This window comes from Moorena sp. SIO1F2 (genome assembly GCF_010672755.1).
Lineage (GTDB): Bacteria > Cyanobacteriota > Cyanobacteriia > Cyanobacteriales > Coleofasciculaceae > Moorena.
Window position 1 is genome coordinate 1 of sequence record NZ_JAAHFV010000144.1, and the last position, 15,034, is coordinate 15,034.

A 15,034-nucleotide genomic window follows, 5' to 3' on the forward strand; every position below is an offset into this window, starting at 1 on the left:
GGAGTTTCCCGCCTTTACCCATGGTCAATGATGCCCGTGTAGATACGGACTTTAGTCTTTTATCTCGGCGGTCTATGTCTCTTCCAGGATGAACGAATTCAGCATGGATTACAGTTCCGCTGTGAGTTACGACTGCTATTGTGGCTGTTGTGTTGATTCCTAGATCGACTGCTGTAACATTTGCCTCTGGTTTTCTTTTTTCTGGCTTACAGGTAAATGGAACTGACAGGTAATACCCCCGATTGTTTATTACTATAGAAGGAGACATCATCTTGTTAGATGCTACCAAGTGACGCTCTCTTAAACCGGTGATATGAACATCAGTCCAGATCCAATCAGAGCCATTAAAGACCTTAACTTCTACTGTATTGAAACCATGTAGTTTATAGCACTGCCCTTTGTAGAGGGATGGATAACAACCGGTACTTGCATTCAGTCTTGGAGGCTTGGCGTCCTTTCTTTTTCTACTTCCTGATTGCCAATCCCGATAACGAGTAACAAAACTACTAACCTGACCAGCGGAAAATGCGATTGCAGCCCGACGTAAGTAACTAGGGAATTTATAGAAGGTTTTATTGAATTGGGGATATTTGATATTAGGACGCTTAGCAGTCTTGTGCATCAATTTCTCAACGGCAGGGGTCAATTGATCTGCCGTTAAATCCCCAAGTTCCCCCCAGTGAGTATAGATGATGCCAACCAAGTACCGACAAGCACGACGGTAGACCTCGACCGTCTCACTAAGCAGTACACGCTGCTCGGTGGTCGGGTTGAGTCTCCATTTATCGGTGCGGATAACTTTGGCTGGCGTTTTCATCTGTTTCTTTGCTACTCTATTTTTAGTAAATACGGCTATTCTAGATAGGTCAAGCACAAGGCAAAAGAAAACTCAAAAAAGGATGAGAGGAATCCCGGTTTATTATGATGAACTAAAAAAAAACACACCATAATGCTGACCGATACGGCATGGAATAGATTGCGAGCTTCTGCCAAAGAAACAAATATCAGCGTTGGAGAACTAATAGAGCGCTGGGCTAGAGATAACTGATTACTCCTTAACCCCCACCTGGCAAGCCGTTCGCGTAGCGTGGCCATAGGCCAGGTGGGGGAATGCGTCGTATCATTGTTCAATTCCATTGGCAAGTGTGCTCCTTTGCTGATTGAGGTTACTATTTTTGAAAACTTTCCTGAGAAGTCTCTGGTTTCAGCCCCTGTTGCTATTATTTTGGATTACTATTGGCAGTGTTTTACGCTTCACTAACCTCACCCTGAAGTCCCCCTGGACCGATGAATTTGCCACAATCGTGTTCAGCTTGGGCAATAGTTATCAAACCTTACCCCTAGACCAAGCCATTTCCCTATCTACCCTGTTACAACCACTGGCATTTAATCCAGAATCGGGAGCATCAGCAGTTATTCATCATTTATTTACTGAGGATCACCACCCTCCCCTATATTTTGTCCTGGCGAACTGGTGGATGAGGCTATTTTCCTTCGGTGTACAGGCGTTCGATGGAACATCGTTACAGCATAGCGACTTAGTAATTTGGGGGATGCGATCGCTTCCCGCCCTGTTCGGTATAGTATCAATTCCAGTAATCTATGGACTGAGCTGGGTAGGGTTTCGTTCCCGGTTAGTGGCTCAACTAGCAGCAGCAATTATGGCTGTGTCTCCCTACGGTGTCTTTCTAGCCCAGGAAGCCCGTCATTACACCTTAGCTATTTTGTGGGTAATGGCATCCCTGTGCTGCTTAGTTATTGCTGTACAACATCTTCAACGCCAGACTGTTCTACCGATTTGGATATCCCTGTCTTGGGTAGTGGTTAATTGTTTAGGTATAGCAACCCACTATTTTTTTCTCCTGACCCTGTGTGCTGAGGCCATGGTTTTATTAGGACTTTGGGGATTAGCCAAAATTTCTCCTTCTCGACCCTATCCCATCCTGCCCATTGGTGCAGTTGCTGTAGGTAGTGCTATGGGAGGATTAGTTTGGTTACCGGTGTGGCTATCGAGTTACGATGCTCAGATGACTGAATGGATTATAAGTAGCAATGATGGGAGTTGGGCTTGGAGCAAGCCAATTTTTCAAGCTCTCGCTGCTTGGATCACCATGTTATCGCTATTGCCGGTAGAGTCATCTTCCCTGATCGTGGTCATTGCTTCGGGTTTGGTGATGTTAGTGTTTCTAATCTGGTTGCTCCCGATTCTCTATCGCTATCTAAAAATACAACTAAATCACCCTCAGACTGGTTTGGTCACAGGGGTTTTAGGGAGTTTCTTGATTAGTGCGATCGCATTATTTTTTGGTATTACTTACTGCCTTGGTACTGACCTCACCCGTGGTGCTCGGTATAGTTTCGTTTACTTCCCTGCTGTGATTGTCTTAGTAGCAGCCGCCCTAGCCGTGAGTAACCCTCGCGCCTCAACCACAAATTCCACTGACAATAGTAGCCCTAGTAGACCAAAAACCATAGCGCTAGTTTTGATAATGGGGTTTTTGAGTAGTATTACCGTAGTCAGCAATCTAGGCTATCAAAAATACTATCGTCCAGATTTATTGGTACCCATAATTGAACAACAGTCATCAGTACCGATACTAATTGCTACTACTCACAACACCTTGGTACAGACTGGTGAAATGATGGGGCTGGCTTGGGAATTCCAACAGAAGGCTGATCAAAAACTATCCTCAGTTAATCCCCAATTTATATTGGCACATCAAGACCAAATTCAGTGCCAGCAGAGCAATTGTCCGGCTGCTCTCACTCTTAAACAAACTGTCGCTGATTTGTCAAGTACCATAGATTTATGGTTGGTGAATTTTAACGCAACAGTTGAAGAGTTACCTAATTGTTCTGCTGAGAATTCTGTTAATAATTTAATATCCGTGGATGGTTACCAAGCTCAGGTTTATCACTGTCTTGATGCTAAGCATTCAGCTGTCAGCCCTCAGCCGTTAGCCCTCAGCCGTTAGCCCTCAGCTTATTTTATTCAAAAGCAGAGTAGCGTGGCACAGGGTTCTAGTTTGTGGCACAGGCTTCTAGCCTGTGACGAGGTAACCCATAGCCTATAAGCTGATAGCTGATAGCTGATAGCTGATAGCTGATAGCTTACACAAAATATGCGATAGTATCTTTTGTAACAAACTTTAATTAAACCCACCCCCATGAGTATCGCCCCCCTAAGCTGGCAAGAACTAGAAGCTCTGACGGATTTTAAAATAGATACCGTTAATGGAGCTACTAACGCTCAATCTTGTTTGCGCCTATTTGGTTTTAGTGAATCTGATATTCGGGTTACCCTATACCGGGATAACCACGCTTGGTGCCCTTACTGCCAGAAAATTTGGCTATGGTTGGAAGAAAAACAAATTCCTTATCGTATCCAAAAAATTACCATGTTTTGTTATGGTAAGAAAGAACGTTGGTACAAGCAGAAAGTGCCATCCGGAATGCTACCAGCCCTAGAGCTAGATGGTAACTTTATCACCGAAAGTGATGACATTTTAATCGGATTAGAGCGGGTTTTTAAACCCTTAGAGCAAAGCATGAAAGACCCGGCTGTCATAAAGCTAAGGCAGTTGGAGAGACTTCTGTTTAGAGCTTGGTGTACTTGGCTGTGCTATCCTACACGTTCATCTAAAGAAGAGCAACATCACCAAGACCAATTTATTCAAGTGGTGGAGATGGTGGAAAATGCCCTAAGCTCCACTCCAGGTCCTTACTTTCTGGATCAGTTCGGTACTGTTGATGTGATTTTCATGCCTTATGTCGAACGCATGAATGCCAGTCTTTATTACTACAAAGGCTATTCTATAAGGGAAGAAAATCCTCGATTGGCAGCTTGGTTTGAAGCCATGGAAACCCGACCTACCTATCGTGGCACACAGAGCGACTTCCACACCCATGTCCATGATTTGCCTCCCCAGATGGGGGGTTGCTGGCCAAACGATAAACCCCAGACGTTAGTCAATCAGGCACGGGTGGACAATGGTCCTTGGGAAGGGCTACCGGATGTAACTTACCCAGAACCGGAGACTTCCCGTACTGAAGCTCTCCAACGAGTGCTTAAACACCGCACTAATATCATTCGAGTTAACCCCGCCGACGAGACCTTGTTTGATCCAGCCCTCCGTTGTGCCTTGACACACATGATTACCGGGGAAACCTTTATGCCACCGTTGGGTTCAGATCCTGCTCTGCGATATTTGCGCGACAGAATTAGTGTTCCTCGGGATATGTCTATATATGCTGCTAAGAGGCTCAGAGAGTCTCTGGAAAAAACTGCCTCTTTAGTAGGAAATGCTCAAGGTTCTCCTATTCCCATCCGTCACCGACGTGACCAAGATCCAGCTAATTTTGCCAAGGCGATCTAGAGTTGCGATTAGCCCGAAGGGCTACGCTACGCGAACGCACCAACTTTATCCAGCACATTAATCGTAGGGTGGGCAGTGCCTAGCAATCCTATGACCAGCTTGGTGAATCTGCCTGATCCACTGCCCACCGTAGATCTCAGGAGTTAGAAGCTTGGAGTCATAATAAATTATAGCCATTGGCCAAGGGCTATCAATAAGACCTAATTAAATTAATAAATTAACAATGACTAACAACGGCTCGAACAGATTAGATCGAATTGAAGTAACATTAGAACAGATGCTAGCTGTTCAACGTGAACTACAAGAAACACAATTAAAGTTTCAAGAAACACAATTAAAGTTTCAAGAGAACCAACAACGACAAGAGACAATATTAGAACAGATGCTAGCTGTTCAAGCTGAACTACAAGCTGGTCAACTTGAACTACAAGCTGGTCAACTTGAACTACAAGAAAGACAATTAAGGTCTCAAGACAACCAACAACGACAAGAAAGGATATTAGAACAATTGATTGGATATAGCATCACCCAAGAATCTGATAAATTAGATTTAGAGGAAAGAATGAATGCCTTAGAGCAACGAGTTAGAGGATTAGAAAATCGGTGAATTCCCTCTTAGCTCAATTAATGCTTGGTTTTAGGCAAAGGGCAAATCCTAAAGTGGGCAGTGCCTAGCAAACCGATGGCTAGCTTGGTGAATCTGCCTGATCCACTGCCCACCCTACATCAAGCTCAATACAAATACAGGGTTGTATAGCAATGAAAACTAAATCTATGAATGGGGATAAGTCCCAACGGGCGAGCAAAAAGAAGCATCTACTAGCAGCAGATAGTAAAAATAAAGATAATAAAAAATTAAATAAGGAAAAATTAAATAAGAAAAAACTCAAGAAACAAAAGAAGGCCAATCTACCCAATTCAGAACGAAGAGTGTTCTACCACATTTCTGAGGCAGAAGGCAGCTCTAAACTTCCCAGGAAAATTTATGAAAAGGAGCTTGCCCGTCTGCAATTGGAACTGGTGAAAATGCAATACTGGACTAAACATACTGGGACCCGGATTGTGATTGTGTTTGAAGGACGTGATGCAGCCGGTAAGGGAGGCACTATTAAACGGATTACCGAACCCCTAAATCCACGTGGCTGCCGAATTGTGGCATTGGGTACACCCAGTGATCGGGAAAAGACCCAATGGTATTTCCAGCGCTATGTAGCTCATCTGCCCGCAGCCGGTGAAATTGTCTGTTTTGACCGCAGTTGGTACAATCGAGCTGGGGTGGAGCATGTGATGGGTTTTTGTACCGATGCACAGTATCAGGAATTCATGCAAACCTGCCCAGAATTTGAGCAGATGTTGGTCAGATCCGGCATAATTTTGCTGAAGTATTGGTTTTCAGTAAGCGATGAGGAGCAAGAGCGACGGTTCCAATCTCGCACCACCGATCCCGCTCGTCGCTGGAAGCTCAGCCCGATGGATCTAGAATCTCGCGATCGCTGGGTGGAATATTCTCAAGCAAAAGACAACATGTTGGCTCACACCAATATTCCAGAAGCCCCCTGGTTCACGGTGGAAGCTGATGACAAAAAGCGTGCTCGGCTTAATTGCATCAGTCATATTCTCAGCAAGATTCCCTACGTTGATATGACACCGGAACCTCTAGAATTACCCCCACGCAAGAAGGCTCCCAATAATTATGTGCGCCCACCTCTGTATGAGCAATTCTTTGTGCCCCAGTTGTATTGAAATTTGGGAACGTCCTAAAATTCAGGACTTAGGGGTTTATTCCTGTATATTATTTCATTATCCTTTGGCTGATCAAAGAACTGATAACCATTCCGATAAGCTGCTCTAGGGTCAAGTAAATACTGAATCTTTTGTGATGTTTCTTCAATAGCATGTATAATCCTGCCAAGGATATCAGTTTGCTTAGCTTTAACTAGCAACAAACACTGATTAGGATAAAAAACAACAATCAGCAAAGTATCTCTAGATTCAATGAATATTTTTTCGTTGTTTACCAGACTAGGTAAGCGGTTAATAGATTTGTGAAACTCGATTATTTGATCTGCTATTTTTAGAGTTTCAGTTTTATTTAATTCACCTATATATTCAGTAATAGGTAACTGTTTATAGAGGATAACTGCACCTACAATGTCATCATTATCAGCTACTAACTCCCTAACAATTAGATCGTAATATTGTGGTTGTTTTGACATCATCTTGATTCTGGTCATGGGATTATTTTTGATTAAACTACTCTAGAACAGGGAACAGGTAATATCATGTCCGGTTGAGTACTTATACTAAGCGCCTTCTGCCTTCTGCCTTCTGCCTTACTTTAGCCAAAGTGTAAGTATTCAACTGGACATGATATTAATTATGTCTTTGCTGATCTCTCAGCGATGATTGCTTGACATCTGCCTTAAGCAAAAAGCCACTGTAGGCAGTCATACGGTGTTCGTGGAAATCTAGACCTTCAATTTCTGCTTTTTCTGTAACTCTCAGACTTGAGGAAAGTATGCTTTTAACAAATAACCAAGCCAGCCAGCTCATGACAACCGTTGACAGACCTACTGCAACAATGCCGAGTAGTTGAATAAAAAGCTGCCGGATACTATCTATCCCGCCACCACAGAATAGTCCGGCTACTGGACCGTTACCAATACTATACAAATCACCAGGTCCTTCACTGAAAAGAGCTAAAGCCAGTGTTCCCCAGACTCCACTGACAAGATGGACAGAAATAGCACCTACTGGATCATCAATTTTCATCCTGTCCCAGAAGTCCACTGAAAAGACCACAATTATTCCTGCCAGCAGACCTATAGCAATAGCGCTACCAATCGTAACGAATGCACAGGATGCAGTAATAGCTACTAAACCCGACAGTACTCCGTTAATAATCATAGTGGGGTCAGGCTTACTGTCAGGATCCCTTGGGTCAAACCAGGTAGTTATAGCTGCGGCAATACCCCCTGCACAAGCTGCTATATTCGTCGTGAGGACAATATGGCTAATGGAGTTGGGATCTAAATTCGTTGTTCCGGGATTAAAAATGCTTGAGCCGGGATTAAAACCAAACCAGCCCAGCCATAAAATCGAGCAACCTAGAATCGCCAGGCTGAGATTGTGTCCGGGCAGCCCATAGGAGACGCAATCTATATATTTGCCCTTGCGTGGTCCGAGAAGGTAAGCACCTACTAAGGCAGAGCCACCGCCTACGCAGTGAACTACGGTTGAACCAGCAAAGTCCCAAAATTTCAGCCATTCTAGCCAGCCTCCTCCTAGCCAGCCTCCTCCCCAAATCCAGTGACCCGTCATTGGGTAAATGATGCCCACAAGTAGAACGCTGAACAGACAAAACGCCGAAAATTTGATGCGCTCGGCCACTGCTCCAGACACAATAGTGGCAGCAGTTCCAGCAAAAACCAGTTGAAAAAAGAACTTGGCGTTAAGGGGTATACCAATATCTTTTAGTGAATAGAAGACACCGTTGTAGGCTTCTCCTATGGCTGGACTATTATCTAATCCTGAAAGGAAAAAGCCATTGAAACCTAAAACAGGGTTTCCATCACCAAACATGACAGCAAAGCCAACTGCCCAGTAAGCGACTGTAGACAGGGCAAACACAATCAGGTTTTTAGTCAAAATGTTGGCGGCGTTCTTTTGGCGGCAAAGACCAACCTCCAACATCCCAAAGCCCGCGTTCATGAAGAATACTAAACAACCAGTGAATATCACCCAGATAGTATCCACGGCAATTTGAAGAGATGCAAGGGTAGTCTTAAAAGGTAGATTCTGGGCTACTGCTACCTCGGTACACAACACCATGATTATTGCGATTAAGGGCAAGCAAACTTTCCAGCTTTGCAGCCTCCAACCGGTGGTACACCTTGACCTTTTACGGTTTTGTTTAGACATTAGTAATCAAAGGTTTAGTGCTTAGAATAAAAATCAATACTTGTAAGCATTCAGCCGTCAGCTTTCAGCCGTCAGCTTTCAGCTTTCAGCGTAGACCCCTGAATTAATTAATTTTTTTTTGCCTTAGGCTACTAGTGAAAACTCTTTTAGCGTAGATAAAATTTTGGCGTAGATAACACCCTAATCTTAAATCAGCCTAAGTCATGAGTGACCATTGACTTGGCTTATCCTTACACTAGTTCCCTTGATTCTATGAGTAACTGAATCTATTTGTTACCTGGGCACTTGACAGTGTTGTTCCAGGAAGCAGTTAAGCTCTATCTTACTCTTATAGTAGAGGATATTGTCAATGTTGTATGCTAACCTTAGCCTTTTTCTTTTTTTATTCGTCGAAATATATTCCTGTTTTTTTACTATCGTAAAATTTAATTATTCAGCAGTCAGCGGTCAGCGGTCAGCGGTCAGCCGTGAGCTAAAAGCTCACGCTACTTGAGGTGCCGTCAGCCGTCAGCTAGCGTGCCCATCGCCCATAAGCTGATAACTGTTCCCGTAGCGTGCCCGTAGCGCATAAGCTGAATGCTTACGATGCACCCAACCAGGATTGATGATTGTGATATTTTTGGCATCATGGAAGTAACTCCTTTTTAGGAGGGAGGAAAGCCGCGCTGGTCGTGGTTAACAGTTGTAACCAGCGCGGCTATTAGTATCGGTCGTCACTTTCTATAGTATACATAACTCCTCGAAAAAATGCAAGGGGTATTTTTTTTTTTACATTTATTTACAAATATTAATTTTAGCAATTTATCTACTCACTTATGTTGACTTATTACAGTTTTTTAAAATTATATTATATTTTTAATTAACAGGGAACAGGGAACAGGGAACAGGGAACAGGGAATATATAAAAAATCGGTTTACCTGATATAATATCTAAGCTTTTTTACCTTTAAATTTGATACTAATCAGTTATCACAAAAAACGTCAAACCCTATCTCCTTACTCCCGACTCCCGACTCCCTGCTCCCTACTCCCTTTGCTAAAGTTATATAATAAAACTATCAATCATCTCTTTCAACTATGGAACCATTAGCTGCTGCCGTTGTCGCTATTTCTACTGTGCTCGCCACTAAAGCCCTAGAAAAAACTGGGGAAAATGTTGGGCAAGTTGTCTGGGACCAGACTAGCCAGTTTGTAGAATCCCTGAGAAACCAGTCTCCAGATACAGTAATGGCTATTGAGCAAGCTCCAGGGCAACCTCTTAATTATGCCGAAGTGGTATTGGAGGTAGAAGCAGCAGCCAAGCAAAATCCCGAAGTTGCCCAAAGTATCGAGAGTTTAGTGACTACTGTTGATGCTGAAGCTTTGCCTAACTTAGAGTCAATTCGTCAAGAGATTATCAAAGCCTTGGAATCCCACCAGGCTACTGGTGAGACTTACAACATTGAGAATGTGAAGAAATTTGCCAAAGGGGATATTCTTAATCAAAAGAATACTAATTTTGGAGAGAAACAAACTAATATTGGAAATATTGGAGAAAACCAAACTATTGAAAGAGGCGAAAATTTTCAAAATATTAATATTTGACTGCAGTCGCCTGGGAGGCAGGTTAACCAAACTCGACCAAATCAAGCACCCCCACTACCTCCGTATTATGTCGAACGCCCGGAAGTCAGCCAACGACTAAAACAAATTCTGTTATCCCAAGAAACCGCTAGAGTTGGCACTTTAGTAGTTAGTGCCATCTATGGTTTAGGAGGCATTGGGAAATCCACCTTAGCTGCAGCCTTAGCCTATGACAAAGAGGTTCAATCCCATTTTCCCGATGGGATTTTTTGGGCAACCTTAGGTCATAAACCTGATATTTTATCGTTTCTAAGTACGTGGATACAGGCATTAAGAGATTATGACTTCAAACCGATTAATATTGATAGCGCTTCTTTACAATTAAGAACATTATTATCCGATAAAAAAGCCTTACTAGTCGTGGATGATGTTTGGCATCCTGACCATGTTGAACCCTTTCGAGTAGCCGGTGGTGGCTGTCGGGTTTTAGTGACCACCAGAGAAGCTCCGGTTAAAGGTGCGATTCGCTATGATTTAGACGTGATGACTCTAAATCAATCCTTGGAGTTATTAACCGGTTGTTTACAGCTTTGTTCAGATGAATCGACCTCACTCCCTTTAGCTGCAAGCCCCCTAAATCCCCCAGCGAGGGATTTAGGGGGGCGAAAATTGCTGTAAACAACCAGTTAACTAATCAAGAACTCGACTATGCTAAAACCTTAGCCAAAACTGTGGGCTACTTACCCCTAGGATTAGAATTAGCGGCTGCCCAAGTTAGGGATGGATTCTCTTGGGAAGAGTTACTGGATGAGTTGCAAGCAGAAATTGCTGACTTAGAAGCCTTGGATCGATTGGAAGCAGAAGAAGAACCAAGTGACGCCAAGCGCAAAAACTATAGTCTAGTGGCTTCCTTTAATCTCAGTTTAAAGCGATTATCTGCCGAGAGATTGAAAAAATTTGCTTGGTTAGGGGTACTGCCGGAGGATGTCACTATTACTGAAACCATGGCGACTACGTTATGGAACTGTAATTCAGTTAAAGCTAAAAAGACGTTAATATACTTAAAACAAAAAGCGTTATTACTACCAGGGGTCTCTAGTACCCAAAAAACTAACTATCGCCTCCATGACCTGTTACATGATTTAGCCCGTAATCTGCTGCAACCAGAGCTATAATTATCCATTACAGAAGCCCATCAGCAATTATTAGAACGTTATCAAACTAAGACCGAAAACGGATTATGGCATACCTTAACCGATGATGGTTATATCTATAGCCAATTAACCTGGCATCTAGAGAAAGCTGAAAAGATAGATGACATTAATCAACTCCTGAAAGAAGAAACTCCAGCAGGAGATAACGGTTGGTATTGGCAGTGTGAGAGACAGGGAAAAACTGCTAATTTTGTAAAAGATCTATCGAGAGCTTGGGCAATAGCAGCAGCTAAGTTTACAGAAAATCCTACAGAATCGATTAGTTTACAGTGTCGTTATGCTCTGATTACCACATCCCTCAACAGTTTAGCTGGAAATATTTTTCCAGAGTTAATGGCAGCATTACTGGAGAAAGAAATGTGGAGGCCAGCCCAGGCACTAGCTTATGTGCGACAGATTAAAGATTATGAACGTCAAGCAGAGGGTTTGGAGGCAATTAGTGAGTATCTTACCCCTTCTTTATTACCGGAAGCCTTAGATTGTGCCAGAGGGATTTCCGATGAAAAAGACCGAGCCAATGCCTTAGTCGCCTTAGCCCCCCACTTACCCGATGTGTTGTTACCCAAAGCCTTAGATTGCGCCAGAGGGATTTCCGATGAACAATACCGAGCCGATGCCTTAGTGGCCTTAGCCCCCCACTTAAGCGATCTGTTGTTACCCAAAGCCTTAGATTGCGCCAGAGGGATTTCCGATGAATACTCCCGAGCCGATGCCTTAGTCGCCTTAGCCCCCCACTTACCGGATGTGTTACACCAAGCCTTAGATTGCGCCAGAGGGATTTCCGATGAATACTCCCGAGCCGATGCCTTAGTCGCCTTAGCCCCCCACTTACCGGATGTGTTGTTACCCAAAGCCTTAGATTGCGCCAGAGGGATTTCCCATGAACAATACCGAGCCGATGCCTTAGTGGCCTTAGCCCCCCACTTAAGCGATCTGTTGTTACCCAAAGCCTTAGATTGCGCCAGAGGGATTTCCCATGAATACTCCCGAGGCGATGCCTTAGTGGCCTTAGCCCCCCACTTACCCGATGTGTTACCGGAAGCCTTAGATTGCGCCAGAGGGATTTCGGATGAAAAATACCGAGCCGATGCCTTAAGAGCCTTAGCCCCCTACTTACCCCAAGTGTTACCGGAAGCCTTAGATTGCGCCACAGGGATTGGGTCTGAATCCAACCGAGCCGATGCCTTACACCGCTTGATTAAGAGCTTAACTCCTTCCTCGGTTGATTTTCCTTTTTGGCAACAAATTCTTGATGGTTTAGCTAGTCTAACCCGTCCCAATTTTCTTAGAGCTCTTCCTCAATTAGCTCCTTTAATCATCAAGTTTGGGAGTATTGAAGCCCTAAGAGAAACGGTGGCAGCAGTTGATGATGTTAGCCGATGGTGGAAGTAGGGAAAAGGGAGTAGGGAGTAGGGAGTAGGGAGTAGGGAGTAGGGAAGAGTTAATCAAGGATAGAGGAATTATTATTAGCCTTACTGGGTGTGGCGTGGATGGGTGTTAGGATTCAGTTGATGCCTGTGCCATGGGGAAGAATTGCGCTAAGCTAATGTTAGCTTAATCATGGGCAAGTTTCGTTTTGCTAACTCACCTAGACTATAGGTAAGCTCAATCAATAATAATCAACACTCTCATCCAAACAATACTATCCATGGAAAACGTCAATCAAATCACTTTAAGTTTACCCACAGATTTGCTGAAAACTACAGAAGAACTAATTCAGACAGGACTAGTAAAGAATCTTGAGGAATTAGTTGTATTAGCCTTGCATCATGAAATTGTAAAAATTAAACAGTTACAGCAAAACAATCAACAGCTACAAGAAAATAGCAATAGTGTAGATGATCCCATTTGGGGACTTGGAGACAATCCAGTTGTGGGTGGAGTCAGTTTAGAATGAAGAATGAAGAATGAAGAATGAAGAATGAAGAATGAAGAATGAAGAATTTAGAATTCGGTAGCAAGTATTGGGACAGTCTGTCCCGTAAAGCCAAATGACTGAGGATGAATTCAAACTTGAAATTGCGCTGATGCTGTATAATCAAGAAAAAATCAGCAGTGGCAAAGTCGGTTTTTGTAATCTTTAATTAAACGGTTATTTTTGAATAATTTAATAAAGGTAACTCTTGACCTCTAGCTTGGTAATCTTCTACCAAAAGCTCTAACACTTCTTTAGCATTTTTGAGAGCCTCTTCGTAGCTGCTGCCATGGGTATGAGCATAAGGACCAAATTCTGGTAAACTAGCAATGTAGGTTTGGTCTTGCTCTGACCATTGAATTAAGATACTATAGTGGTTTTTCATCTGTATTTATTTCTGTAAATTATCTAAGTCTCTACTCCCCTCTGATTCCCGATTCCCGATTCCCGATTCCCGATTCCCGATTCCCGATTCCCTAATTAAAAACCACTATAATTAATTAACCGTTTCAATTCATAATCCCGACTAAAATTTCCAGCAACTCGGTTAACTCTTCTGGGACGATGTAGCGCTTGGGGTCTTGTTGTATGGAACGTTCTTGGCGATTAAAAGTACCGAAACGCCAGTCTTCTCCGGTGGTAACAATGCCGTACAAAATTCTCTGGTCAGACTGGAGCCACTGATCAAGGGCAACCAACTCCACCGCCAGTTGAGTGAAGCCCCTTACCAGATCAGATTGTTTGGCTTCGATCACAATCACGTTATGGTTGGCAATGTAATAATCTAAGGTTCCCCGCAGGTGTTCGCTAACGGCGATGGAATATTCAATGTAAATGCGGTGATTAGTTAGATCGACTACTTCAAACAGAATTGGTGCGATCAGGGCTTCCCGACGGGCAGTTTCGTTGATCAGCTCAATGCGCTTGCGGTTACGCTGGAGTTGGTGCAGCAGGGGTTCAATAGCAGCAGTGAAAGGCTGACGAGGTAGATCGATATGCGATCGCACAAGGGTACAGTCAAATTCAGCCAAGATATCTTCGATGGGTTTAGGGAAGGTGAAAATATTGGCATTAGCTGTAAGGCTGTCCAGCTTTAAGAATGCGGCGGCGGTTCATGTGTGGTTAGTCTTCCTTTGTTTTTCTTGACGCTCTTGAGAAATTTCCTGCTTAATTTCCTGCACAAGCTCGATAATTTTATCCCTTGAATCATACCCCGATTCTGTCAACGCCTGCTTTAATCCCTCTTGCAATTGTTTAGCTGACAGGAGTGGTTGCTGTTGATAGTTACTGACTTGTTGCCAAAACTTATTTAGCTCCCCATCTGTTTCGTCAAACAGAATAATTACTCGTACTGGCTTAGGGGGAGTACCTTCAATTGGGTAGTCTAAGGATAATTGACCTGATGGATCGATTTTTCCACTAGCAGTAATTGCTTTGAGCATAACTAGTTGTAGTGGTGGAGTATGTTAACTACTATAATTTTACAGTATTTTTAAATTGGGTAAAGTGGAAAGTTCGGGGTTTTAGGGAGTCGGGAGTCGGGAATCGGGAATCGGGAATCGGGAGCAGGGAAGAGATAAGAGACATGCATGCTAGAGGCAAGAGTTAATCAACGATAGAGGAATTATTATTAGCTTTACTGGGTGTGGCCTTAAAGGGTGTTATGATTCAGTTTAAATTTATGATAAAATTAAAGTAACTATTCATAATAGACCAATCCTTTATCAGTGTAGTTATCAGTGTAGCTATGAGTGTAGTTATCCCTGACGATATTGTCCAAGCTAGCCAAATGACTGAGGATGAATTCAAACTTGAAATTGGGCTGATGCTCTATAAGCAAGACAAAATCAGCAGTGGCAAAGTCCGTGCCTGGACGGGGTTAACCGTGATTGAATTTCAGCATGAACTTGCCAAGCGCGGTTTAGATTTGAATTATGATGTTGCCGATTTTGAAGCAGACCTTAAAACCCTACAATCGATGAGTTGGCTGTGATTATTATTAGCGATACATCACCCATTACTAATCTAGCAGGCATCAATCAACA

Annotated in this window: 17 protein-coding genes and 2 pseudogenes; 12 read left to right on the top strand and 7 right to left on the bottom strand. The window is 43.2% G+C overall.

Annotated elements, in window-relative coordinates; genetic code table 11:
* Window positions 1–817 (bottom strand): annotated as a pseudogene (locus tag F6J94_RS17685) (IS200/IS605 family accessory protein TnpB-related protein); the annotation flags it as partial.
* A gap of 35 nt (window positions 818–852) precedes the next feature.
* A complete protein-coding gene (locus tag F6J94_RS17690; RefSeq protein ID WP_293017245.1) occupies window positions 853–1,137 on the bottom strand; it encodes a hypothetical protein in 285 nt (94 codons plus the stop codon).
* A gap of 38 nt (window positions 1,138–1,175) precedes the next feature.
* Between F6J94_RS17690 and F6J94_RS17695 the strand changes: the two genes are divergently transcribed.
* The 4 genes from F6J94_RS17695 (at window position 1,176) to ppk2 (ending at window position 6,119) form a co-directional block, all read left to right on the top strand.
* A complete protein-coding gene (locus F6J94_RS17695) occupies window positions 1,176–2,975 on the top strand; it encodes a phospholipid carrier-dependent glycosyltransferase (RefSeq protein ID WP_293042846.1) in 1,800 nt (599 codons plus the stop codon).
* 192 nt (window positions 2,976–3,167) lie between these two features.
* Window positions 3,168–4,376, top strand: a complete 1,209-nt coding sequence (locus F6J94_RS17700; protein WP_293017243.1) for a glutathione S-transferase family protein — start codon at window positions 3,168–3,170, stop codon at window positions 4,374–4,376.
* Window positions 4,377–4,599: 223 nt separating this feature from the next.
* Entirely contained in the window at window positions 4,600–4,983 is a 384-nt protein-coding gene (locus F6J94_RS17705; protein WP_293017242.1) for a hypothetical protein, read from the top strand.
* A gap of 152 nt (window positions 4,984–5,135) precedes the next feature.
* Window positions 5,136–6,119 (top strand): polyphosphate kinase 2, encoded by a 984-nt coding sequence (gene ppk2, locus F6J94_RS17710; protein WP_293042849.1) that lies wholly within the window; start codon window positions 5,136–5,138, stop codon window positions 6,117–6,119.
* A 14-nt stretch (window positions 6,120–6,133) separates the two neighbouring features.
* Here the strand turns inward: ppk2 and F6J94_RS17715 are convergent, their stop codons facing one another.
* Together F6J94_RS17715 and F6J94_RS17720 are read right to left on the bottom strand one after the other, a co-directional pair.
* Window positions 6,134–6,610 (bottom strand): hypothetical protein, encoded by a 477-nt coding sequence (locus tag F6J94_RS17715; protein ID WP_293042852.1) that lies wholly within the window; start codon window positions 6,608–6,610, stop codon window positions 6,134–6,136.
* Window positions 6,611–6,749: 139 nt separating this feature from the next.
* Window positions 6,750–8,297 (bottom strand): ammonium transporter, encoded by a 1,548-nt coding sequence (locus tag F6J94_RS17720; protein ID WP_293042865.1) that lies wholly within the window; start codon window positions 8,295–8,297, stop codon window positions 6,750–6,752.
* A gap of 952 nt (window positions 8,298–9,249) precedes the next feature.
* Here F6J94_RS17720 and F6J94_RS17725 point away from each other — a divergent pair.
* The 7 genes and pseudogenes from F6J94_RS17725 (at window position 9,250) to F6J94_RS17755 (ending at window position 12,971) form a co-directional block, all read left to right on the top strand.
* Window positions 9,250–9,387 carry a hypothetical protein gene (locus tag F6J94_RS17725; RefSeq protein ID WP_293042871.1) on the top strand — a complete coding sequence of 46 codons (138 nt, stop codon included), beginning with the start codon at window positions 9,250–9,252 and terminating at the stop codon, window positions 9,385–9,387.
* Window positions 9,375–9,881 carry a hypothetical protein gene (locus tag F6J94_RS17730; protein ID WP_293042876.1) on the top strand — a complete coding sequence of 169 codons (507 nt, stop codon included), beginning with the start codon at window positions 9,375–9,377 and terminating at the stop codon, window positions 9,879–9,881. Before F6J94_RS17725 ends, F6J94_RS17730 begins: the two co-directional genes overlap by 13 nt.
* A 108-nt stretch (window positions 9,882–9,989) precedes the next feature.
* On the top strand, window positions 9,990–10,538 hold the full coding sequence (locus tag F6J94_RS17735; protein ID WP_367142231.1) for an NB-ARC domain-containing protein: 549 nt from the start codon (window positions 9,990–9,992) through the stop codon (window positions 10,536–10,538).
* Window positions 10,539–10,591: 53 nt separating this feature from the next.
* Window positions 10,592–11,035 (top strand): hypothetical protein, encoded by a 444-nt coding sequence (locus F6J94_RS17740; RefSeq protein WP_293042879.1) that lies wholly within the window; start codon window positions 10,592–10,594, stop codon window positions 11,033–11,035.
* 6 nt (window positions 11,036–11,041) lie between these two features.
* Window positions 11,042–11,134: pseudogene (locus tag F6J94_RS17745) on the top strand (hypothetical protein); the annotation flags it as partial.
* Window positions 11,135–11,431: 297 nt separating this feature from the next.
* Window positions 11,432–12,466, top strand: a complete 1,035-nt coding sequence (locus F6J94_RS17750) for a hypothetical protein (protein ID WP_293042881.1) — start codon at window positions 11,432–11,434, stop codon at window positions 12,464–12,466.
* Window positions 12,467–12,722: 256 nt separating this feature from the next.
* On the top strand, window positions 12,723–12,971 hold the full coding sequence (locus F6J94_RS17755; RefSeq protein ID WP_293017233.1) for a hypothetical protein: 249 nt from the start codon (window positions 12,723–12,725) through the stop codon (window positions 12,969–12,971).
* Between the two features lie 187 nt (window positions 12,972–13,158).
* Here F6J94_RS17755 and F6J94_RS17760 read toward each other — a convergent pair whose 3' ends face one another.
* The 3 genes from F6J94_RS17760 to F6J94_RS17770 form a co-directional block, all read right to left on the bottom strand.
* Window positions 13,159–13,374 (bottom strand): type II toxin-antitoxin system HicB family antitoxin, encoded by a 216-nt coding sequence (locus F6J94_RS17760; protein WP_293017232.1) that lies wholly within the window; start codon window positions 13,372–13,374, stop codon window positions 13,159–13,161.
* A gap of 124 nt (window positions 13,375–13,498) precedes the next feature.
* A complete protein-coding gene (locus tag F6J94_RS17765; RefSeq protein WP_293042883.1) occupies window positions 13,499–14,020 on the bottom strand; it encodes a hypothetical protein in 522 nt (173 codons plus the stop codon).
* Window positions 14,021–14,101: 81 nt separating this feature from the next.
* Window positions 14,102–14,431: a hypothetical protein gene (locus F6J94_RS17770; protein WP_293042886.1), complete on the bottom strand. Its 330-nt coding sequence runs from the start codon at window positions 14,429–14,431 to the stop codon at window positions 14,102–14,104.
* Between the two features lie 305 nt (window positions 14,432–14,736).
* Here F6J94_RS17770 and F6J94_RS17775 point away from each other — a divergent pair, with 305 nt between their 5' ends.
* Window positions 14,737–14,982 carry a UPF0175 family protein gene (locus F6J94_RS17775; RefSeq protein WP_293042890.1) on the top strand — a complete coding sequence of 82 codons (246 nt, stop codon included), beginning with the start codon at window positions 14,737–14,739 and terminating at the stop codon, window positions 14,980–14,982.
* The last annotated feature ends 52 nt before the right edge of the window (window positions 14,983–15,034 follow it).

Excerpts from the sequence above, each read along its gene's own strand:
- F6J94_RS17690 (WP_293017245.1), bottom strand. The coding sequence starts at position 1,137 with ATGGAATTGAACAATGATACGACGCATTCCCCCACCTGGCCTATGGCC.
- F6J94_RS17700 (WP_293017243.1), top strand. The coding sequence starts at position 3,168 with ATGAGTATCGCCCCCCTAAGCTGGCAAGAACTAGAAGCTCTGACGGAT.
- F6J94_RS17705 (WP_293017242.1), top strand. The coding sequence starts at position 4,600 with ATGACTAACAACGGCTCGAACAGATTAGATCGAATTGAAGTAACATTA.
- ppk2 (WP_293042849.1), top strand. The coding sequence starts at position 5,136 with ATGAAAACTAAATCTATGAATGGGGATAAGTCCCAACGGGCGAGCAAA.
- F6J94_RS17715 (WP_293042852.1), bottom strand. The coding sequence starts at position 6,610 with ATGACCAGAATCAAGATGATGTCAAAACAACCACAATATTACGATCTA.
- F6J94_RS17720 (WP_293042865.1), bottom strand. The coding sequence starts at position 8,297 with ATGTCTAAACAAAACCGTAAAAGGTCAAGGTGTACCACCGGTTGGAGG.
- F6J94_RS17730 (WP_293042876.1), top strand. The coding sequence starts at position 9,375 with ATGGAACCATTAGCTGCTGCCGTTGTCGCTATTTCTACTGTGCTCGCC.
- F6J94_RS17750 (WP_293042881.1), top strand. The coding sequence starts at position 11,432 with ATGTGGAGGCCAGCCCAGGCACTAGCTTATGTGCGACAGATTAAAGAT.
- F6J94_RS17755 (WP_293017233.1), top strand. The coding sequence starts at position 12,723 with ATGGAAAACGTCAATCAAATCACTTTAAGTTTACCCACAGATTTGCTG.
- F6J94_RS17760 (WP_293017232.1), bottom strand. The coding sequence starts at position 13,374 with ATGAAAAACCACTATAGTATCTTAATTCAATGGTCAGAGCAAGACCAA.
- F6J94_RS17770 (WP_293042886.1), bottom strand. The coding sequence starts at position 14,431 with ATGCTCAAAGCAATTACTGCTAGTGGAAAAATCGATCCATCAGGTCAA.
- F6J94_RS17775 (WP_293042890.1), top strand. The coding sequence starts at position 14,737 with ATGAGTGTAGTTATCCCTGACGATATTGTCCAAGCTAGCCAAATGACT.